We start from the raw sequence: 21,640 nt of genomic DNA, 5'->3' as shown, positions 1-21,640 counted from the left end.
ATGAGCCATTCCGACGCCACGTCTCCGGCAGCGCCCTTGGCGGCCCCCCTTGCCGCCCCCCTGGCGACGAACGACCCGTTTTCGCCGCGCGACCTGCCGCCCGCGCTGCTGGAATTCCACTCGCCCAGCACCGCGCTGATCAACCTGCCGCCCACCGCGTCGGCCCGGCATACGACCTGGGTCGTCGTGGCCATGGCGGTGGCCAGCTTCGTCGCCATGGGTGTCTTTCCGCTCGACCGGGTCGTTTCCGCCGGCGGCCATCTGGTCTCGACCGACCCCACCCTGGTCGTCCAGCCCTTCGATACGTCGATCGTCCGCTCCATCGACGTGCATGAAGGCGATTTCGTGCGCAAGGGACAGGTGCTGGCGCGCCTGGACCCGACCATCAGCACCGCGGAGCTGGAAAATCGCCGCGCCCAGGTGGCCAGCTACGCGGCCGAGGTCGCGCGCCTGACGGCCGAGGCCGAGGGCCGCCAGTACGCCCCCGACCCGCGCAATCCCGCCTCGGTCCAGGAGGCGGCGACCTTCCTGCGCCGCCGGCAGGAATACCAGGCCAAGATCCAGGATTACGACCACCAGATCGCCGGCCAGCAAAGCGCGCTGCAGGGGGCGCTGGCCAATGCCGCCATGTATGCCGCCCGGGCGCGGGTCGCATCGAGCGTGCTGTCGATGCGGCGTACCCTGCAGCGCGACCAGGTGGGCAGCCGCCTGTCCACCCTCGGGGCGCAGAACGACCTGATGGAGGTCGAGCGTGCCCAGATCGCCGCCCGGCAGGACGCGGCGGGCGCGCGCGACAAGATCAGCGCGCTGACCGCCCAGCGCGCGGCGGTGATCAGCGACTGGAGCGCCGCGACCCTGCAGCAATTGTCCGAGGCCGAACATCACCTGTTCGACGCCCGCAGCGACTATGCCAAGGCGCAGTTGCGCGGCAGCCTGGTGGAACTGCGCGCCGACCGCGACGCGGTGGTGCTGACCATCGCCCGCATCTCGGTCGGTGCGGTGGTCAATACGGCGGACCGGATGATGACCCTGGTGCCGGTCGGCAGCGGGCTTGAGATGGAAGCCGTGCTGCGTGGCGCCGATGCCGGCTTCGTGCGCACCGGCGACAAGGCGCTGCTGAAATTCGCGACCTTTCCCTACGACCAGTATGGCGGCGCGGATGCCACCGTGCGCACGATCAGTGCCGACTCCTTCTCCGCCGGCGCCGATGACCAGGAGCAGCGCGGGCATGACGCCGCCCCGGCCGCTGCCGACGGCCAGCACATGTTCTATCGCGTGCGCCTGCGGATCGACCACATAACCCTGCGCGGCGTGCCGTCCTTCTTCAGGCCGCGCCCCGGCATGCCGGCGACGGTGGACATCAAGGTGGGACGGCGGACCATCCTGCAATATCTGTTCAGCCGCATCGCGCCGCTGGCCACCGAGGGCATGCGCGAACCATGACGGCGCGCGCCCCCATCGCGGCGCTGCGCCGGCACGTCGCCGCGCGCGTCTCGCCCCAGGCGCGATGCGCGCGCGCCGTCGCGCTGCTGGCGGCCGGGCAGGCGGTAAAAGCCGCCGCCCTGTTCGGCCGGCTGGCGCAATCCGGCCATGCCGAAGCGCAGTTCCGGCTGGCGCGCGCCTATCTGGACGGTACCGGCGTGCCCCGCCGCGTGGACGAGGCCGCGCGCTGGATGCGCCGCGCGGCCGAAGGCGGCTGGACCGAGGCGCGTTTCATGCTCGCCACCCTGTATCTGCGCGGCCTGCCGCCGGATGACGACGCGCCCGCCCTGCCCTGGGCCGCCCGCGCCCCTGCCCCGCCCGCCGCGCCGGACCCACGCCGGGCGCTGCATTGGGCGCATCTGGCCGCCCAGGCCGGCTCGGCCGATGCCCAGGCGCTGGTTGCCCATATCCTGGCCGACGGGCCGCCGGACCTGCGCGATCCCGACGCCGCGCCGGACTGGTACCGCCGCGCGGCGGCCGGCGGCAGCGCGCAGGGCCAACTGGGGTGGGGGCTGGCCCTGCTGCGTGCCGCGCGCGACGAACGGGACCGCGCCGAGGCCGTCCGGATGGTGCGACAGGCCGCCGACCAGGGAATGGGCAGCGCCTTCTACGTGCTGGGCACGTTGGCCGAGCGCGGCGAGGACGCCGAGCCCGATCCGATCCGCGCCGTGGCGCTCTATCGCCAGGCGGCGGAGCGGAACGTGCCGGCCGCGCAGTTCCGCTATGGCCTGGCCTGCCTGCACGGGCGCGGCGTGGCGCGGGACGTCGCGCGCGCCGAAACCTGGCTGCGCCGCGCGGCCCTGGCGGGCGAGACCGATGCCGCCGCACTGGTCGGCGACCTGAATGCCGGCCACGCCGGCATGGCCCCGAACCCTGTCGAAGCCGCCGCCTGGTACCGCCGCGCGGCCGAAGCCGGCCATGCCGGCGCCGCCTGCGCTCTGGGGCAAATGTTCCTGTCCGGCGCGGGTGGCGTGCCCGACAGGGCGCAGGCCACGCACTGGTTCCAGCGCGCGGCCGCGTCGGGCCACGCACAGGCGATGTTCTGCCTCGGCCTGCTTCACGATCAGGCGGGGGACGGGCCGGACGATCGCCGGCGGGCCCTGGATTTGTTTCGCGGCGCGGCGGAACGGGGGTTCGCGCCGGCGCAATGCATGCTCGGCCGATATCTGGCGCGGGGGCTGGCGGGTGCGGCCGACCCGGCGGAGGCCCGGCTGTGGCTGCACAAGGCCGAGCAGCAGGGGGAAAGGCAGGCCAGCGTGGAACTTGCCTGGTTGGATCGGACGGAGTCGGAATTGATGGGCGCGGGAGGCTGACGGCATGATGGACCGACGCACGGCGTTTCGCGCTGTCCTGCCCATGGCGGCGCTGTCCCTGCTGCCCGCCTGTTCGGGGATCGGAAAATTCGCGTCCGATACGATAAGTTTCCCGGGCAGTTTCCTGGGCGCCAATCCGAATGCGCCGCACGGCGCGGCCGAAAATCTCCGCCGTGTGCGCGGCGAGACGGTCGCGGCCGCGCCGATTGTGCCCGAACCGGGCAATATTTGGCCCTCCGCGTCCGAGATCCTGTCCGGCGCCGGGGGGCCGGCCATGGCCGGGCCGGCGGTGCAGGCCGAACTGCAGCCCGGCGAAAGCCTCAGCCTGGGCGAGGACGCCGAGATCCGCAACGGCGTGCAGATCGCGACCAATCCCGTCCCCAGGACGAAAACGCCCGATTTTTCCGGCACCGGCCATGCGCCCGCCGCCGGACGCGCCATCATCATTCCCAACGGCGACGGCACGAGCACCGTCATTTCGCCCACCGGCGCGGTGCGAACGATAAAGGACAAGATATATCAATGATCGATCGGAACAGGACGATACATCCCTCTCCTTCCTGACCTTCACGCCCCCCGCGCCCCGCGCCCCGTCCGGACGGACGCGCCGCTGCCGGAAATTATACAAATACAAATAAAATAACGACGAATCAGGACAGCCCGCAGGATGCGGGACGTTCGGTGCTGGAATACGAATCCGGATATGAAGAAAGTTAAAAATATAGAATAATAAAGTAAATTTCCAAAAATTATCCGATACGTGCTTTTACTGTCGCGAAATGTCCGATACCATTTCCCCGCCGGACGTGGTTCCGGATACCGTATCCAGCGCGAAACGGTACAAGGACAACTGCACAGGGAACAGTGTCGTGTCTGACAATACAAATGACCAGTTTACACCAGCGGATTACACGCTTGACGGCATGGCCTACGTGAACGCGGCCGATTTCGTCGAAATGGCGGCGGGCCCCGAACCCGTCGCGACCGACGCGACGCCGTCGGGCATCGGCTTCAACTATCTGGCGCCGGCCGCCGGTTACTACACGTTCGATTTCTCCTACCAGAACACGGCCGATGCGCCGGCGTACCAGCAGTTGACGATCAACGGCAAGGACGCGCCCGGACTGGTCGAATTCGACCAGACTCCGGGGACCTCGACCGGCGGCGCCACCACTACGGTCTATCTGAACCAGGGTCTGAATGCGATCTCGCTGAGCAACCGGACCGGCGATACCGTCAACGGCCTGACCGCGGTGCCCGAATCGGCCCTGCAGGCCAGCCCGGCCTTCACGCTCGGCACCACGACGATCACGCCCGGTTCGCAGCCGTCGCAGGAAACCTCGGCGCAGTCCCTGGCGATGAACAACATGACCGACCTGCAGGCCTTCGTGCAGGGCGAGAGCATGGCGCCGGAACAGCAATGGACCTTCGGCCCCAGCCTGTCGGAACTGCACGTCGCCAGCAATGACGAGCTGAACCAGCTCGACTACAACGCCATCTGGTTCCGCGACGTCACGCCCGGCGATACGGCGCAGACCTATGCGCCCTATTTCAAGTCGAACGAAAGCTTCGACCAGAACGGCGTCCTGCATGTCAATTACGGCGCCTATTCGCCGACCGGCCAGGCCCTGCCGGTGCAGATCCAGGCCGCCTATGCCACCGTTCCGAACCAGGACCTGATCGTCGAGCAGCTTTCGCTGACCAACGAACAGGCCGCCGGCACCCAGCCGCTGGTGTGGGACGTGATGAACGCCACCGGCCTGAACGCCGGCGAGCAGGAAAGCGCCACCTGGGATTCCGCCCACAATGCCTGGATCGTCCAGGAAAACCAGGGCAGCGGCAAGGCGCCGCTCTATATGGCGATCGGCGCCTATCAGCCGGACGGCGCCCAGCATGCCGCCGGCACCGACGGCACCGATGTCCGCGGCGACTATCAGCTTGCGTCCGGCGCCAGCGGCAATCCGTCGCTGAACGCGCCCGACCAGGGGATCGTCGGCGGGTACGAAAATAACGGCACGATGCTGGGCAGCGACAGCAGCGCGTCCGGCACCGGGATCTCGGTGGGAGAATCCTCGGCCGACGTCACGCTGAATGCGGGCCAGACGGTCACGCTGGATTACTACATCACCACCGCCACCAGCCTGAGCCAACTGGACGCGAACCTGGACCTGGCGACCAATCCGGCGGGCACGTCCGCCCCGGCGACGGCCCAGCTTACCGACCAATCCGGCACCGCCGCCGCCAATTCCTGGATCACCCAGACCGCCAATGCCTGGGACCAGACGCTGAATCAGGCCTATAACCTCGCCGGCTCGTCCTCCGACGTCGCCGTCGGCGGCCAGACCGCGACCGCCGTCGACGGCCAGACGCTCAATAATGTCGACAGCACGTCGCTGCGCGATGCCTATCGCAGCAGCCTGATCAACATCCTCCAGGCCCAGAGCCCCGAATTCGGCTCGTTCATGGCGGCCACCAACCCGTCCTATCAATACAAGGTCTGGGTGCGCGACAGCGCGGCCACCGCCATCGGCCTGGACGATGCCGGCCTGACCAGCGAGGCCGACAAGTTCTGGCGCTGGATGGCGTCCGTTCAGCAGAACGGCATGAACGCGACCTATAGCGGCAACGCGGCGGGCACGTTCTCGACCAATTACGGCGAATTCGACCAGAACCTGCCGATCGGCTTCGTCGCGCCCGAGAACGATTCGCAGGGCCTGTTCCTGATCGGCTCCTATCGCCATTACGAGCAACTGCTCTCCCAGGGCGACACGGCGGCCGCGCAATCCTTCATCACCGACCCGACCGTGCGCCAGGCGCTGGTCAACTCGGCGAACTGGATCAGCGAGAATATCGGCGCCAACGGCCTCGGCCCGGCCGACTATTCGATCTGGGAGGATATGTACGGCTATCACACCTTCACGCAGGTGACGTATGCCGAGGGCCTGAACGCCGCCGCCCAGATGGCGTCCGCCCTGGGCGAGGGCAATTTGGGCCAAAGCTGGGCCACCGGCGCGCAGACGATCCAGCAGGCGATCCTCCGCCCCACGACCGCGGCGCAACCCGGCCTGTGGAACGCGCAGGAAGGCCATTTCGTCGAAATGCTGAATCCCAACGGCACGGTCGACGACACGATCGACGCGGATACCAACATCGCCGCCGTGCTCGGCCTGGTCTCGCCGACCAGCACCTATGCGGTCGAGAACGACGCGGCGGTGCAGAATGCGCTGACGCAGGACAATTACGGCATCTCGCGCTATCAGAACGACACGTTCTACCAGTCGTCGCAATGGAGCCCGGGCGGCACGTACGAAGCCCACGGCCTGTCGCCGTCCTGGCCGCAGATGTCGTCCTATGCCAGCATCCTGTCGCACGACCAGGGCGACCAGACCTATACCAGCAACAGCCTGGACTGGATCGACCAGGCCTATGACAATGGCGGCACGCCGCCGGGCGAATCCTATGACTGGGCGACCGGCCAGCCGATCGAGAGCACCTCGTCCGAACCCGTCACCGCGAGCTGGTACGTCCAGGACATCCTGAACGACACCAACCAGACCAGCACGCTGATGCCCGCGATCACCGGCCAGGTCCCCCAGGCCCCGGCCCAGACCACGGTCGGCGAAACGGTGCAGGGCTTCGGCAGCTATTCGGTGGGCACCGACGCCAGCGGCAATCCCCAGGCGCAGGACATGGTGCTGACCAGCGCCCCGGGCAGCAGCGGCAACACCGCGATCGTGAGCAACGCCGCGCCGGCCGGCACAGCGGAAACGATCGACAACAGCGGGGGCGACAACAGCGCGGGCGTGCAGAACCTGGTCGTCAATGGCGGCGCGGGCGACACCAGCGTGCTGACCGGCGACGCCGACAGCATGATCGTCAACAACGCCTCGGGCGATACGGGCAGCCTGCAGGTCGCCGAATCCAGCGGTGCGACGACGACCATCCTGGGCGGGGCGATGACCGGCATCGCCGCTGCCGGCACCACCAACCTGACCCTGGGGTCGGAACCCGGCACCAGCAGTTCCTATGCCTATATCACCGGCGGCACCTATGATTCGGCCGACCAGGTCAACATCACGGCCGAAGGCGGCGCGGGCAACCTGGACAGCGTGGACAACCAGGGCAACGCCCATGCCGACGTGACGGTCTCGGGCCAGACGGACCTGCTTTATACCGGGCGGGACACCACGCTGAACCTGGGCGGAGCGGGCCAGACGACCACCATCAATTCGCTGGGCAACGACGACATCCATATGAACGGCGCCGACGTCAACGTCGCCTCGACCACCGGCGGCTTCGACACGTTCTATGGCGGCACCGGCACCATGACGATCGATGCCAGCCAGTCGATCGGCTGGACGGCCGAAACCTATGTCGGCAGCCAGCAGAGCGGCGGTTCGCTGACCTTCACCGGCGGCGCGGCCACCGACTACATCACGCTGGGCAATGAAAGCAGCGCCGCCATTACGGCCGGCGCCGGCAACATGGACCTGACGGCAGACGACCCGACGGGCGTCTGGGCCAACGTCGCCGCATCGGCCGCCGCCGACCTGAATTTCGGCTCGGGTCTCGGCAGTTCGATGATCTACGGCTTCGACGGCGCCAAGGACATGGCGACCATCCAAGGGGTCACCGGGATGTCCATCTCGGGCGGCAACCTGGTGCTGGACCTGCAGAACCAGCACACGATCACCTTCTATAACGTCGATTCGACGCAGGGCATGACCATCGCGGCCTGATCCGGCGACGGGACAGGGGGAAGGGCGCCTTCGGGCGGCCTTCCCTTCGTCGCCCGATCGCGCGGATAATCCCGGAATGGTCCGCCGCGTTCGTCGCGGCGGTTTTTTTGTCCTGCCCGCATGAAGGGCGATTGACGGGCCGGACGCGCTTCTCTACATCACAGCCCGCTGTGGCGGACGTAGCTCAGTTGGCAGAGCGCCAGGTTGTGGTCTTGGATGTCGCGGGTTCGAGCCCCGTCGTTCGCCCCAGCGTTTCCCTTTGAACGCATCTCTTCATGACCGGTCCGCGCGGGCGGCCCGGCCGAATAATTGCGCCAGCCCGTCTTCCAGGCCGATCGGCACGACGCCCAGTTCCCGCACCATCGCTTCGGTCGAAAACGCCTTGTCTTCCAGCAGGCGGCGGATTTCCGCGCGTCCGACCGCGGGCAGGCCGGGCAGGATGCGCGTGGCGCGCGCCGCCGCCATCATCGCCCAGGCCGGCACCGTCAGCACCGGGCGGGGACGCAATCCGGCGGCGCGCGCCACCAGCGCCGCGAACGCGCGATAGGACAGGGCCGTCCCCCCCGCGATCACCAGGGCATGCGGCCCGTCCCACCGCCGTTCGAGCGCCGCCAGCAGGCTGCGCGTCACGTCGTCCTGGTGGATCGGCTGTACCAGGGCGCGCCCGCCCCCGGGCAGCGGAATCACCGGCAGGCGGCGCAGCAGCGCGGCCAGGCGCTGCACATTGTTCTCGCCCTGCGCGCCATAGATCATGGTGGGGTGCAGGATCACCCCCGCGCGGCCCGATCCCAGCAATGCGGCCTCGCCCGCCAGCACGCCGTCGCCGTGCGCGTCGGGCCAGCGGGTGAATTTCCGCGTGCTGCCGAGGCAGGCCAGCATGGCGCCCCGCGGCATCGCCGCCAGCAGGGCCGGGACATGGCGGGCATGGGCCGTGCCGGCCACCCGCGCCGCGTCCTCCAGCGCCCGGGCCAGCGGCGCCGGCGGGCCGGCCAGGTCGGCCACGCGCGGCTCGCCCGGCAGGCCGGTGGCCCGCCAGCGTGCCGCGTCGCGTACCACCGGCACGAACGGCACCCGCCGCGCCAGCAGGGCGCGGCACAGCGCGGCGCCCGAGCGCCCCGACGCGCCCACCACATGCACCGGCCCCGCCGCCGCCGGAGTCACGGCGTGCTGGCCGACAGGCCCAGCATCCCGGCGGTCGCCGGGTCGCCCGCCATCGACAGCGCCACGCCCAGCATCAGCAGGTTCAGCGGCCGGGGCGGACGCAGCGCGATCCGCAGCCTGCGATCGGGGGCGGCCAGGAACCGGCCCAGCGCCTGCATCGAGGGGTCCGGCGACGCGTCCAGATTGCCGATGACCTGCCGGCGATAGGCATCGGGTTCCATGCCGCGGCTGCGGGCCAGCCCGTCCAGCACGTGGCCGGCCAGGGACCGGTCCTGCCAGTCGATCGTCGCCGAGACGATGCGCGCGGTGTCCATCAGGCTCATCGGGTCGTCGACCGGGATCTGGTCCAGGTCGGCCAGGATCGTCACGCGCCCCATCCCGGGGGCGTCGATCACCAGCGGGTGCAGGCTCATCTGCCCGCCCTGGCGCTCGACGGTGGTCAGGGCGTGGATCATTCCGGCAAAATGGTCATAGCCGATCATGTGCAGCACGGACTGGTCCCGCGGCGGCATCGGCCAGGCGGACAGGTCCGTCACCGTCGTCTCGACCTCGTCCTGGTTCGCCGTCGCCTCGTGGTCGATGAGCAGATGCCCGATCCGCAGCAATGGCGCCGCCGCGTCGACGGCCAGGCCCGACACGTCGAAATGGCGGTGGCCCACGGCATGGACCATATGGCCGCTCTGCACCAGGCTGGCGATCTGCCCGGCGAAATCCGGGCCGTCCACCCGCAGACGGCCGATCGCGACATGGCGGCGCGGCGCCAGGTTGATCTGCAGCGACAGCGCGTTCAGGTCGAGATGCGACATGCGGCCCAGCCCGTACTGGGCGATCGCGGCCCGGTCGATCGTCAGGTCGAGCTGGCTGGCCGGCGCCGCCACGTGCAGGCCGCGCATCCGGCCATTGTCCAGCAGCACCGAATCCAGGCGCGGCGGCGCTTCCGACCCGTCGGGCCGGGCGGGGCCGCCATTGGGCAGCACCAGCCCGTCCAGTTCCAGCAGCGCGATCGTCGCGGTCACCCCCGGCTGCATGACCTGGACGTCATGCAGCAGGATATGGCCGAAGCGCTGGCCGCCCAGCGCCGTCCCCGTCACCCGCCCCACCACGGCGTCGGACGCGGTCACCGTCACGGCCGGATCGCGATAGCTGACCGAGGTGAAGCGCGCGCCCAGGGCCAGCATCCGCGGAGTCGCGGTGGCGTAGGTGAAGCTGGCGTTCGGGCCGATGGCGGTGCGCAGGTCGGCGATGGCCGATTCCATCCGCCTCTGGGCGAAATGCCGCAGGCCCAGCCCCCCCACGATCAGGATGATGATCAGCAGCAGCAGGGCAGAGAGAAGTTTTTTCACCGGTACGTCATCCGCTCATGGATCCGCTAATGGCCTGTCAGGTGTCTTCTAGCAATTTCATCCGCCCGGGCAACGCCCCGGCCACAATGCGGTATTGGGATACCGTCCGCGAAAACCCCGAAAAATCGGCGCAAAAATCCGTTTTAATCTTGACTGGGCGCCCGACGCCTAGGATAACGCGCCACCCGTTACCGCTCCTATTATCAGACGGAACACATACAGATGAAGACCACCCCCTCGCTGAAGCCCGCGGAGGTGACACGGGACTGGATTCTGATCGATGCCGAAGGGCTCGTTCTCGGCCGTCTCGCCGCCATCATCGCGCAGCGCCTGCGCGGCAAGCACAAGCCGCAATTCACCCCGCACGTCGATTGCGGCGATAACATCGTCGTCATCAACGCCGAGAAGGTGCGCCTGACCGGCAACAAGGTCGGGCAGAAGCTGTTCCACTACCACACCGGCTATCCGGGCGGTATCAAGGAGCGCACGATCACCCAGCGCCTGGAGGGCAAGAACCCCGGCCATGTGGTGACCAAGGCGGTCGAGCGGATGATCACCCGCGGCCCCCTGCAGCGCCAGCAGATGAAGCATCTGTACGTCTATGCGGGCACCGAGCACCCGCATGCCGGCCAGCAGCCCAGGACGCTGGACGTCGCGGCGCTGAACCGCAAGAACACCGTCAACTCCCAGAAGATCGGGGCCTGAGCATCATGTCCGAAACCCAAGAGCGTACAGGCACGCTGGCCGACCTGAAGGGCGTCGTCGCCTCCGGCCAGGTCGCCGCCACGCAGGAAGCCCCGGTCTATGAGCCCAAGCGCGACGCGCAGGGCCGTTCCTACGCCACCGGCCGCCGCAAGGACGCCGTGGCCCGCGTCTGGATCAAGCCGGGCAAGGGCGACATCACCGTGAACGGCCGCCCGGTCGGGACCTATTTCGCGCGTCCCGTCCTGCGCATGCTGATCACCCAGCCCTTCCTGGTGGCCGACCGCTACAACCAGTTCGACGTGTATTGCACGGTCACCGGCGGCGGGCTGTCGGGCCAGGCCGGCGCGGTCCGTCACGGCATCAGCCGCGCGCTGACCCATTACGAGCCCACGCTGCGCGGCATCCTGAAGGCCGCCGGCTTCCTGACCCGCGACCCCCGCGTGGTCGAGCGCAAGAAGTACGGCCGCGCCAAGGCCCGCCGTTCCTTCCAGTTCAGCAAGCGCTGATCCGGGACCGGCGGGGTGGTCCCACCCCGCCGGATCCGCAGCGTGCGGGCCGGTCCGTTGTTCAGCCGCATTGCGGCGCGCAACGGGCCGGCCCGTTTTTTTTGGGACAAGGCCGCGACGGCGCAGCGGGTTTCAGGCCGGCAGCGGCGCGTGGCGGATGATCGCCCCGCTTTCGACGATCTGGAGCGGCGTTGCCGGCCGTCCCAGGAAATAGCCCTGGACCGCGTCGCATCCTTCCGCGCTGAGGATCGTCAATTGCCCCGAGGTTTCGATCCCTTCCGCCAGGATCGGAATATTCAGGCTCTTGCCCAGGGACAGCACCGCCCGGACGATCGCCGTCGCCTGCGGGTTGGTTTCCAGGTCCTGGACGAAGGACCGGTCCAGCTTGATCCGGTCGAACGGAAAGGACCGGAGCGTATCCAGCGACGAATAGCCGGTGCCGAAATCATCCAGCGCGATGGTCACGCCCATCGCCTTGATCCGCCGCACGGTCAGCAGCGCGCGCGCCTTGTCCACCACGATGGTCTCCTCGGTCAGCTCCAGTTCCAGCCGCGGCGGGTCCAGGCCGGTCTCGGCCAGGATCGCCGCGATCTTCTCGGGCAGATCCGGATGGACGAACTGCGACGGTGAAAGATTGACCGAAATCTTGTAGGGCGGGTTCCAGGTCGCGGCCTCGGCGCAGGCGGCGCGCAGCGACCAGTCGCCGATCGCGACGATCAGGCCGTTCTCCTCGGCCAGCGCGATGAATTCCGCGGGGGCGATCTCGCCCAGTTCCGGGTGGTACCAGCGCAGCAGCGCCTCGTAGCCGCAGATCTCGCCGGTCGGAACGGCGGTCTGCACCTGGTAGTGCAGGGTGAATTCCTCCTGCTTCAGCGCCGTCCGCAGGTCCGACGCCAGGCGCTTGCGCAGGCGCGCCGCCTCGTCCATCTCGCGGTCGTAGAAGCAGACGCGCCGCATCGGGTCCCTCTTGGCCCGATACATCGCCAGGTCGGCGTTATGGATCAGCGCCTGCGCGCTGGCCGCATTTTCCGGATAGAACGCGACGCCGACGCTGCCCCCGGTGGCCACGTCGCGGTCGTCGACGCGGATCGGCTGTTTCAGCGCCGCATCGATCCGCGCCAGGAAATCCTCCAGCGTCGCCTGATCGGGGACATGCAGGATCGCGGCGAATTCGTCCCCACCGACCCGGGCGACGAATTCCCCCGGCCGCAGGCAGGCCCGCATGCGCTCGGCGATCAGCCGCAGCGCGTCGTCGCCGGCCGGATGCCCCCAGACGTCGTTGATCTCCTTGAAGCGGTCCAGGTCGATGGTCGCCAGCGCCAGCCGGCCGCCGGTCAATTCGGCCTTTTGCAACGCGCGTTCCAGGGCCTGGGTGAAGCTGGCGCGGTTCGGCAGGTTGGTCAGGCTGTCGTTCAGCGCCATCTTCAGGATCTTGTCGTACGATTCGGCGCGGGTGGAATCGTCGATCATGTTGCAGGCCAGCGCCGTGCCGAACACGCCGATCGCCCCCATCGTCACGGCCACCGCCAGCGCCTGGAACGTGCCCGGCTTCATGGCGCCGCCGGGTGCGGCCGCCGGCACGATATGCAGCGCATCGATGCTGAGGACATGCAGGCCGATCAGCGCGCCACCGACCAGGAGGCTGGCGATCAGGCGGCTGGTCCGCCCGGACCGCACGGCAAAATGCAGCGCCCCCGCGCTGCAGGCCGCGGCCAGCAGCACCGACAGCATCACGCGCGGCAGATTCCAGATCTCCGTCCCCTGGACCTGATAGGCGCGCAGCCCGGTATAATGCATCCCCGCGATCGCCAGCCCCATCCCGATCCCGCCGATCAGGGGCATCGCCGGGCCGGACGCCATGCTGGCGATGACGAACCCCAGCCCCGCCCCCAGCATCGCCAGCAACAGCGACAGCATTGTCAGGTCGGTGTCGAACGTGACCGGAACGCCGGGATTGAAGGCCAGGATGGCAACGAAATGCGTGCACCAGACCGTGGTGCCCGCGGCGATCGCGGTCAGGACCTGCCATGCCGCCTGGCGCGTGCCGTTCGTCCGGGTGGCCCGGTCGAACAGGCTGATCGACGCCCAGGACCCGTTCGCGCAGACCAGCGACGCCATCAGGACCAGCCACAGATCGTGAACGGATAGCAGTTTGTTAATCATCGGCTACCGTCGTACCACGATCCGGCCATTCGTCCAGTAGGCCCGGCGGGGCCGTCACGCGGCGGCGCGCGCCACGTCATGCGCCGCGCGGGCGTTTCGACCCCAGGACAGCCGGTTCCGCGCCCGGCTGCTCTCCGGCCGGCCGGCCGCTTCGCGATCGCGGCAGGAACAGGGCGGCGATCATCGCCATCACGACCAGCGCGAAGGACCAGCGGAACGTATGGCCGAATGCCGGGCCCAGCGTCACCGGGTCCGCCCCGTGCCCGTCGCGGCCGCCCATCTGCTGCGTCAGGATCACGGTCAGCAGCGCGGTGCCGATCGACCCGCCGACCCGCTGCACCACGTTCAGGCCGCTCGTCGCCCGGGCGATTTCGTGGTGCTGCAGGTCCGCGAGCGCCGCGCTCATCGCCGGCATCATGGTGGCCCCCATGCCCAGCCCGCTGACGAACAGGGTCGGCTCGATCCACCAGAACGGCGTCGTCCCGGCGATCCCGGCCAGGCTCAGCATCGCCAGCCCCACCAGCGCCAGCCCAGCCAGAACGACCTTGCCGGGGCCGATCCGGTCCACCAGCCGGCTGGCGATGGGCATGGACAGCATGGCGCCGAAACCCTGCGGCGCCAGCAGCAGGCCGGCATCCAGCGCCGGCGCCCCGCGCACCAACTGGAAATACAGGGCCAGTATCAGGGAAATGCCGAAAAACGCCGTTCCGAATAGAAAGGTCGTCAGCGCCGCCGCGCCGAAGGTCCGCCGGCCGAACAGCCGCATGTCGATCAGCGGGTCTTCCCTGCGCAGCGCATGCAGCACGAAGCCGCCGATCAGGACCAGCCCGAGGGCGACGCATCCGTCGCCGGACAGGCCGGACAGGTTTCCCGCCGCGGTGACCCGCGCCAGGCCGAAGACGAAGATCGCCAGCCCCGGCGATACCAGCAGCAGCCCGGGCCAGTCCAGCGCGTGGCGCGCCTTGGATTGGTCGGGCGGGAGGATCCGCGCCGCCGCATACAGCCCCACCGCGCCGATCGGCAGGTTGATGAAGAAGATCCAGCGCCATGACGCGTCATCGACCAGCCAGCCGCCCAGGATCGGCCCGAAGATCGGCCCCAGCAGCATCGGCACGCCGATGATGCCCATCAGCCGCGCGATCCGCCGCGGCCCCGCCGCATGGCGCAGGATCGTCATCCCGGCCGGAGTGATCATCCCGCCGCCGAATCCCTGCAGCACGCGGAACAGGATCAGCGTCGCCGGCGACCATGCCGCGCCGGACAGGGCCGATCCGGCCAGGAACAGCAGGATCGACGTCATGTACAGCCGCTTGGTGCCGAACCGGTCGGCCGCCCAGCCGGTCAGCGGAATCACGGTCGCCAGCGCCAGCATGTAGCCGGTCGACACCCACTGCATCGTCGCCAGCGAGACGTCGAAGATCCGCGCCAGATCCTTGATCGCCACATTGACCACCGTGGTATCCAGGATCGACATCACCGTGCCGATCACCACCACCATGGCGATGCGCAGCAGCGGCGCATCCAGCCTGGTCGGCGCGGCCGGGTCTTGGGCCGGGTCTTGGGCCGGGTCTGGGATCGCGTTCATTGCCTGGCCCCTTTGCATCCGCGTCATGATGCGGGCATGGGGCGTGGCGATCAAGGGCAGGCCGGCACGCTTATGCGGCGCCGGGGTCGTCGTCCAGCCCGATATCCAGCGCCCGCACCGTATGGGTCAGCCAGCCCACCGACAGGATATCCACCCCCGTCGCGGCGATCGCGGGCGCGGTGTCCGGGGTGATCCCGCCCGATGCCTCGGTCAGGGCGCGGCCATCGACCATCGCCACCGCCCGGCGCAACTGCGCCGGCGCCATGTTGTCCAGCAGATACGCATCCGCCCCGCCGACCCGCAGCGCCGCGTCCAACTGGTCCAGCGTATCGACCTCCAGCTCGATGCTGACCAGATGTCCGGCCCGTGCCCGGGCCGCCGCCAGCGCGCGGCCGACATCGCCGCCGGCCAGGGCGATGTGGTTGTCCTTGATCATGATCGCGTCGTCCAACCGGAACCGGTGGTTGGACCCGCCGCCCGCCCGCACGGCATATTTCTGGATCGCCCGCAGCCCCGGCAGGGTCTTGCGGGTGCAGCACACGCGCGCCCGGGTGTCCGCGACGGCGCGGACGATCCCGGCGGTGGCGGTGGCGATCCCGGACAGGTGCGACAGGAAATTCAGCGCCACCCGCTCGCCGCCCAGAACCGCCGCCGCCGGGCCGCTGATGCGCGCGATGCGTGTGCCCGGCGCCACGGCGCTGCCGTCCGGCCGCTCGACGGCGAAGCGGACCGACGGGTCCAGCAGCGTAAAGGCCAGCCGCGCCAGCGACAGCCCGGCGATCACGCCTTCCTGCCGGGCCACCAGGGCGGCATGGGCCATCCGGCCCGGCACCGCCAGCGCATCGGTCGTCAGGTCGCCGCCGCAGCCCAGATCCTCGAGCAACCCGGCACGGACCAGCGGCTCCAGCATCAGGTCGGGCAAGGGGGACAGGAGGGGAGACGAAGGGAGAGACACAGGCATCATGGCACGAGCATTCCATCGGCAGGCTGTTCGGATTCCGCCAAGTCGGATTCAGTCGGGGCGATCGGCATCGCGGCCGGCATCGCGACCAGCATCGCCATCGCCTCGTCCAGCGTCAGGCGGGTATGGACGGCGCGTGCCGCCGTCATGGGGTAATCGCGGCGGCAATGCGCGCCCCGGCTTTCGCGCCGCAGCAGCGCCGACAGACACAGCATCGCCCCGACCAGCGCCCGGTCGTCGTGCGCCGCGTGCGGCGCCAGCGCGCGCGCCGCCCGCGCCAGCCCCCCGGCATCGCGCAGGATGCCGGCGGCCCGGCCGATCCCGGCCCGGATATCTGCCGGTTCGATGCCCAGGGCCGCCGGCGGCCCCGCCGGGTCGTCCGTGCCGGCCGGCAGGTGCTGCGTCTCCAGGTGCGGCGTCTCCAGGTGCTGCGTCTGCAGGCTGGCGCCGTCGAGGTCCCGCGCCACGAAGCCGCCGCAGACGAAGGCTTCCAGCAGCGAATTGCTGGCCAGCCGGTTGGCGCCGTGCAGCCCGGTCGAGGCCGCTTCGCCGCACGCCCACAGGCCGGGGACGGTGCTGCGTCCGTTCAGGTCGGTCTCGATCCCGCCCATATGGTAATGCGCCGCCGGCCGCACCGGGATCGGCTGCCGGTCGGGGTCGATGCCCCGCGCCAGGCAGGCCCGGGCGATCGCCGGGAAATGGACGGCGAACCGCCCGCCCGTCGCCGCCCGGGCGTCCAGCATCACACGATGCCCGGCGGCCAGGTGGGCGGCGATCGCGCGCGCCACCATGTCGCGCGGCGCCAGCTCGTCGGTAAAGCGCGCGCCGCTTTCATCGACCAGGATCGCCCCCGCGCCGCGCACCGCCTCGCTGACCAGCGGGCGCGCGCCGCCCGCGTCCTCCGCCCCGGCCGCCAGCGCCGTCGGGTGGAACTGCACGAATTCCAGGTCGCGCAGCACGGCCCCGGCCCGCGCCGCGCAGGCCAGACCGTGCCCCAGGCCGCCCGGCGGGCTGGTGGTCACCGGGAACAGGGCCCCCACCCCGCCGGTCGCGATCACGCAGGCGCCGGTCGGCAGGACGGCGTCGCCCCCCGCATGGGCGATCCGCACGCCCGCGACCCGCCCCCCCTGCACCAGCACGCGCCGCAGCGCGGCACCTTCGAGCACGGTGATGCGCGGCGTGGCGCGCACTTGCGCCGCCAGGGCGCGCATGATCTCGGCGCCGGTGCCGTCGCCCGCGGCATGGGCGATGCGCGGGCGGGAATGCGCGGCCTCGAGATGCAGGTCCGGCGCCCCGTCCGCGCCCACGTCGAAGATCACGCCCAGCGCCTGCAGAGCCGCGATCGCCCCCGGCGCGGCGGCGGTGACCGCCGCGACCACGGCCGGGTCGCACAGCCCGGCGCCGGCCGCCAGCGTGTCGCGCGCATGCAGCGCCGGGCCGTCGCCGGGGCCGATCGCCGCGGCGATCCCGCCCTGGGCCAGCGTGCTGGCGGCGTCGCGCGCCAGCGGCGCCGGCGACAGCAGGATGCAGGGCCGCCGCATCCGCAGGGCGACCGCCATCCCGGCCAGCCCCGCCCCGGCAACGACCACCTGTCCGGCCAGGCCGGACGGGCCGGGCATGGTGCCGCCGGTCATGCGGCCAGCATCCGTTCCACGGCGCGGCGGCCCCCCGCGACCAGATGCGGCGGGATGGTCACCTCATGACCCATGGTTTCCAGCGCCTGGCGGATCGCCGGCAGGGTGATCCGCTTCATATGCGGGCACAGATTGCATGGCCGGACGAAGTCCACCGTGGGGTGCGACGCCGCCAGATTGTCGCTCATGGAACATTCGGTCACCAGCAGCACCTTGCGGTGCGTGCCGCGCGCCACGAAATCCGACATCGCGGCGGTCGAGCCCGAGAAATCGGCCTCGGCCACCACCTCGGGCGGGCATTCCGGGTGGGCCAGCACCGCGACGTCGGGGTTTTCCTCGCGCCAGGCGCGGATCTCGCCGGGGGTGAAGCGCTCATGCACCTCGCAATGCCCGGCCCAGGTGATCATCTCGATCCCGGTTTCCTTCTGCACGTTGCGGGCCAGGAATTCGTCCGGGATCATGATCACCCGCTCCACGCCCAGGCTCTCGACGATGCGCCGGGCATTGGCCGAGGTGCAGCAGATGTCGCTTTCGGCCTTCACCTCGGCCGAGCTGTTCACATAGGTCACGACCGGCACGCCGGGATGGGCGCGGCGCAGGGCCCGGACATTCTCCGCCGTGATCGAATCCGCCAGCGAGCAGCCGGCCTGCAGCGACGGGATCAGCACCGTCTTTTCCGGGTTCAGCAGCTTGGCCGTCTCGGCCATGAAATGCACGCCGGCCATGACGATCACCTCGGCGTCCAGTCCCTGCGCCTCGCGCGCCAGGGCCAGGCTGTCGCCGCGGATGTCGGCGATGCAGTGGAAGATCTCGGGCGTCTGGTAGTTGTGCGCCACGATCACCGCGCGGCGCCGGCGCTTCAGCTCCAGGATGGCGGCGATATCGTCGGCGAACAGCGCCCATTCCATGCGCGGCACGACGCGGGCGACCCGCTCGTACAGCAGGTCCAGCCTGGATGGGGCAGCGAGGCTATCGGGAACGAGGCTATCGGGCATGATCGGCTCCTTCATCATTTATACTCCATATGAGTATAAATGGGCCACAACGACGCACGCGTCTTGTTTCCCCCGATATGCCCCTGCGTCAAGCCGATTGCAGGGGGCTTGCGGCGTCCTTTCCGCCCCGCGCGTGGAAACATGGCCGTTTCCAATGGATTGTCATCGTGAACATATCCGTGAGCATCCGGGCTAATTTCCCGGGGCCTATTTCCCGGGGCCTATTTCCCAGGGCCTACCTCAACGGACTTAGCGGCAGCTTCGACCCGGTGATGCGCCGCGCGCCGATCACCTCGCGGCGGAACCGGAACAGCCTTGCCGGCCGGCCCCTGGTCTCGGGAGCGAAATCCGCCGTTTCCTCCACCAGGTCCTGCTGGGTGATCAGCCGGCGGAAATTCTGCTTGTGCATGGCCTGGCCGGCCACCGCCTCGACCGTGCGCTGCAGGTGCAGCAGCGTGAAACTGTCCGGCATCAGTTCGAAGATCACCGGCCGGTAGCGGATCTTGGCGCGCAGCCGCGCCATCGCCGTGGCCAGGATGCGCCGGCTGTCGCCCGCCATGCCCAGCCCGGGCACCACGGCGCCGCCGGGCGGGGCGGATTCCGGCACCATCCCGGCCTCCCACAGCAATTCATAGCGCTGCAGCACCAGTTCGTCGTCCCAGCCCAGCCCCTCCAGGCCGAAGGTCAGGGCGATCCGCTGCGACCGGGGCTCGCGCAGCGCCGGCGGTCCCTGCCGCGCCCAGTCCGCCAGCCGCGCGGCGATGCGCGCCACCAGGGCCCTGCCCTCCGGCGCCCGCTGGTCCTCCCAGGGGAAATAGGCATACCAGTCGCGCCATCCGGGCTCATCGCGGTCGATCCGCGTCAGCGCCAGGTAGGAAATCAGGATCGTCCGGTCGGCCGGGGCATCGACGCCTGGGGTATCAGCACCTGGGGCATCGGCACCTGGGGCATCGGCAAACGTGTATAATTGCTCGACATGGCCCAGCACATGGCCGGTCTGGCGCTCGACCCACAGACGCAGCCCGGTCTGCAGCGAGCGGTGCCCCGCTTCCAGCGGTCCCGCCGGCAAATGCCGCCCAGCGCCCAGCGTCAGCACCATCGGCCGGTCATCGCTGACCGCGATCAGCACCGCGACCAATTCAGAAGCCATCGCGTTCGGTCATGCCGCCCCCTGGTCGCCCCCCCTGTCGGCGCCCGTCGCCGTCCCCTATCATGTCGCCGCCAAGAGGCACTCCGTGGGGCAGTCTATGTCGAATGTGTCGGAATACGAATTCCTGGTCTTTCTCGTTCTCGCCATCTTCGTGCTCGAACTGCTTGCCCGCCGGGCCCGCCTGCCGCCGGCCGGCGCCTTCATCCTGGGCGGCATCGCCCTGGCCCTGGTGCCGGGCGTCCCGGCCCTGACCATCGATCCGGACCTGATCCTGCTGGTCTTCATGCCGCCGCTGCTGATGCACGGCGCCTATTTTACCGTCTGGCGCGAATTCCGCGCCAACCTGACCGGCATCCTGCTGCTGGCCTTCGGCGCCGTGGCCTTCACCACCCTGCTGGTCGGGCTGGCGGCCCACTGGCTGGTGCCGGCCCTGCCGTGGGCGGTCTGCTTCACGCTGGGAGCCATCGTCTCGCCGCCCGACGCGGTGGCGGCCGGCGCGGTGCTGGAACGGCTGGCCCTGCCGGGGCGGATCAGCGCCCTGCTGCAGGGCGAAAGCCTGCTGAACGACGCCAGCGGCCTGGTCCTGTTCCGCCTGGCCCTGACCGCGGCGCTGACGGGCAGTTTCAGCGCGCCGGCCGCGTTCGGCGCGCTCTGCCTGCTGTCGGCGGGGGGCGTGGCGGTCGGCTTTGTGGTCGGCCATGCCGGCCTGCTGGTGCTGCGGCGGCTGCGCGACAGCGAACTGACCATCACCGCGACGCTGCTGCTGGCCGTCGCCTCGTATATCGTGGGGGACCGGCTGCATGTCTCGGGCGTGCTCTCGACCGTGACCGCCGGGCTGGTGCTTGGCTGGCACCAGCACGAAATCATCAGCGCCGCCACCCGCGTGCGGGCCCAGGCGTTCTGGAAGGTCATGGTCTTCCTGCTGGAATCCATCCTCTTCATCCTGATCGGCCTGTCGCTGCGCGGCGTGCTGGAACGGGTGGATACCCATCCCCAGGCCCTGCGCGCGCTGGCGGCGCCGGTCGCGGGCGTGGTCGGCGCGCTGATCGTCTCGCGCTTCCTGTGGATCTTCGGCACCGACCTGCTGCATCGCGGCGCCCGCCGCTTCGGACGGATGCGCCAGGCCGAACCGTCCTTCGCCACCGCGACCCTGCTGAGCTGGGCGGGGATGCGCGGCGTCGTCACCCTGGCGGCGGCGCTGTCCCTGCCGGTGTCGCTGCCGGGGCGCGACATCGTGCTGATCTGCGCCTTCGCCGTCATTTTGGTTACCGTGCTGCTGCAGGCCCCGACGCTGGCGCCGCTGATCCGCCTGCTGCGCGTCAGCGGCGCCAGCGAACTGATATTGCGGCGCGACAGCGAGGACCTGGCCTGGCTGCGCATGGCCCAGGCCCAGCATGCCCGGATCGCCGCCCTGTCGCACCAGCCCGACGGGAGCGAACGCCATCCCCGCCTGCTGGAACAATATGGCCACCGCGTCCGGGTGGCCGCGGCCTATCGGGCCGACCGCGACGCGCACGAACCCCGGCGCATCGACCATTTCAACGCGATCATCGCCGCCATCGCGGCCGGCCGGCTGGCGGTATTGCGCATGCACCGCGCCGGCGAAATCGACGACCGCGTGCTGCGCACCCTGGAATACGAACTGGACCTGCAGCAGATGGCGGCCGAAAGCCAGACCGAGGACGAAGCCTGAACCGGGCAGGACACTAGGCGCCCCCCAGCCCGATTTCGTCCCTGCGTTCAGGGCCCTCACGCTCCGGGTCTCCGCGTTCCAGGCAATGCAGCAGGCAGTCCGGCACCGGTTCGCAGGCGACGGCATCGAATTTGCGATGCAGCGTCATACGGACCCAGTGATCGAAGAATGCCGCATTCACGGGATTTTCCGAACCAATATACCCCAATG

At 69.7% G+C, this 21,640-nt stretch carries 16 protein-coding genes and 1 tRNA gene; 8 read left to right on the top strand and 9 right to left on the bottom strand.

Annotation, left to right across the window (positions count from 1 at the left end; genetic code table 11):
- From QN315_RS13235 to QN315_RS13215, 5 genes are all read left to right on the top strand, one after another.
- Nucleotides 1-1,443 (top strand): HlyD family type I secretion periplasmic adaptor subunit, encoded by a 1,443-nt coding sequence (locus QN315_RS13235; RefSeq protein ID WP_323989726.1) that lies wholly within the window; start codon nt 1-3, stop codon nt 1,441-1,443.
- A complete protein-coding gene (locus QN315_RS13230; RefSeq protein ID WP_323989725.1) occupies nt 1,440-2,795 on the top strand; it encodes an SEL1-like repeat protein in 1,356 nt (451 codons plus the stop codon). Before QN315_RS13235 ends, QN315_RS13230 begins: the two co-directional genes overlap by 4 nt.
- Before the next feature lie 4 nt (nt 2,796-2,799).
- Nucleotides 2,800-3,321, top strand: a complete 522-nt coding sequence (locus QN315_RS13225; protein ID WP_323989724.1) for a hypothetical protein — start codon at nt 2,800-2,802, stop codon at nt 3,319-3,321.
- A 343-nt stretch (nt 3,322-3,664) separates the two neighbouring features.
- Nucleotides 3,665-7,534 (top strand): glycoside hydrolase family 15 protein, encoded by a 3,870-nt coding sequence (locus QN315_RS13220; RefSeq protein WP_323989723.1) that lies wholly within the window; start codon nt 3,665-3,667, stop codon nt 7,532-7,534.
- Between the two features lie 173 nt (nt 7,535-7,707).
- Nucleotides 7,708-7,783: transfer RNA gene (locus QN315_RS13215), tRNA-His, on the top strand.
- Nucleotides 7,784-7,807: 24 nt separating this feature from the next.
- Here QN315_RS13215 and QN315_RS13210 read toward each other — a convergent pair.
- Both QN315_RS13210 and QN315_RS13205 read right to left on the bottom strand, forming a co-directional pair.
- On the bottom strand, nt 7,808-8,695 hold the full coding sequence (locus QN315_RS13210) for an NADH-ubiquinone oxidoreductase (RefSeq protein WP_323989722.1): 888 nt from the start codon (nt 8,693-8,695) through the stop codon (nt 7,808-7,810).
- Entirely contained in the window at nt 8,692-10,038 is a 1,347-nt protein-coding gene (locus tag QN315_RS13205; protein ID WP_323989720.1) for a hypothetical protein, read from the bottom strand. Before QN315_RS13205 ends, QN315_RS13210 begins: the two co-directional genes overlap by 4 nt.
- Before the next feature lie 222 nt (nt 10,039-10,260).
- On the opposite strand from QN315_RS13205, the gene rplM reads away from it, so the two are divergent.
- Nucleotides 10,261-10,743: a 50S ribosomal protein L13 gene (rplM, locus tag QN315_RS13200; protein ID WP_176640225.1), complete on the top strand. Its 483-nt coding sequence runs from the start codon at nt 10,261-10,263 to the stop codon at nt 10,741-10,743.
- Nucleotides 10,744-10,748: 5 nt separating this feature from the next.
- Nucleotides 10,749-11,249 carry a 30S ribosomal protein S9 gene (gene rpsI / locus QN315_RS13195; RefSeq protein ID WP_176640224.1) on the top strand — a complete coding sequence of 167 codons (501 nt, stop codon included), beginning with the start codon at nt 10,749-10,751 and terminating at the stop codon, nt 11,247-11,249.
- 132 nt (nt 11,250-11,381) lie between these two features.
- Here rpsI and QN315_RS13190 read toward each other — a convergent pair whose 3' ends face one another.
- The 6 genes from QN315_RS13190 to QN315_RS13165 form a co-directional block, all read right to left on the bottom strand.
- Complete coding sequence (locus tag QN315_RS13190; protein ID WP_323989719.1) at nt 11,382-13,412, bottom strand: EAL domain-containing protein; 2,031 nt, start codon at nt 13,410-13,412, stop codon at nt 11,382-11,384.
- 76 nt (nt 13,413-13,488) lie between these two features.
- Complete coding sequence (locus QN315_RS13185; protein ID WP_323989718.1) at nt 13,489-14,997, bottom strand: DHA2 family efflux MFS transporter permease subunit; 1,509 nt, start codon at nt 14,995-14,997, stop codon at nt 13,489-13,491.
- Between the two features lie 70 nt (nt 14,998-15,067).
- Nucleotides 15,068-15,961, bottom strand: a complete 894-nt coding sequence (nadC, locus tag QN315_RS13180; RefSeq protein WP_323989716.1) for a carboxylating nicotinate-nucleotide diphosphorylase — start codon at nt 15,959-15,961, stop codon at nt 15,068-15,070.
- A complete protein-coding gene (locus QN315_RS13175; RefSeq protein ID WP_323989714.1) occupies nt 15,958-17,592 on the bottom strand; it encodes an L-aspartate oxidase in 1,635 nt (544 codons plus the stop codon). The genes nadC and QN315_RS13175 overlap by 4 nt, the downstream gene beginning before the upstream one ends.
- Nucleotides 17,589-18,587 carry a quinolinate synthase NadA gene (gene nadA / locus QN315_RS13170; protein ID WP_323989712.1) on the bottom strand — a complete coding sequence of 333 codons (999 nt, stop codon included), beginning with the start codon at nt 18,585-18,587 and terminating at the stop codon, nt 17,589-17,591. The genes QN315_RS13175 and nadA overlap by 4 nt, the downstream gene beginning before the upstream one ends.
- 235 nt (nt 18,588-18,822) lie before the next feature.
- Nucleotides 18,823-19,737, bottom strand: coding sequence for an NrtR DNA-binding winged helix domain-containing protein (locus tag QN315_RS13165; protein ID WP_323989710.1), 915 nt, complete (start codon nt 19,735-19,737; stop codon nt 18,823-18,825).
- Between the two features lie 97 nt (nt 19,738-19,834).
- Between QN315_RS13165 and QN315_RS13160 the strand changes: the two genes are divergently transcribed.
- Complete coding sequence (locus tag QN315_RS13160) at nt 19,835-21,430, top strand: Na+/H+ antiporter (protein ID WP_323989709.1); 1,596 nt, start codon at nt 19,835-19,837, stop codon at nt 21,428-21,430.
- 13 nt (nt 21,431-21,443) lie between these two features.
- Here QN315_RS13160 and QN315_RS13155 read toward each other — a convergent pair whose 3' ends face one another.
- On the bottom strand, nt 21,444-21,611 hold the full coding sequence (locus QN315_RS13155; RefSeq protein WP_176641530.1) for a hypothetical protein: 168 nt from the start codon (nt 21,609-21,611) through the stop codon (nt 21,444-21,446).
- Nucleotides 21,612-21,640: the final 29 nt, after the last annotated feature.

Source organism: Nguyenibacter sp. L1, from assembly GCF_035199985.1.
GTDB lineage: Bacteria > Pseudomonadota > Alphaproteobacteria > Acetobacterales > Acetobacteraceae > Gluconacetobacter > Gluconacetobacter vanlangensis.
This window is presented reverse-complemented; position numbering and strand designations above follow the sequence as displayed.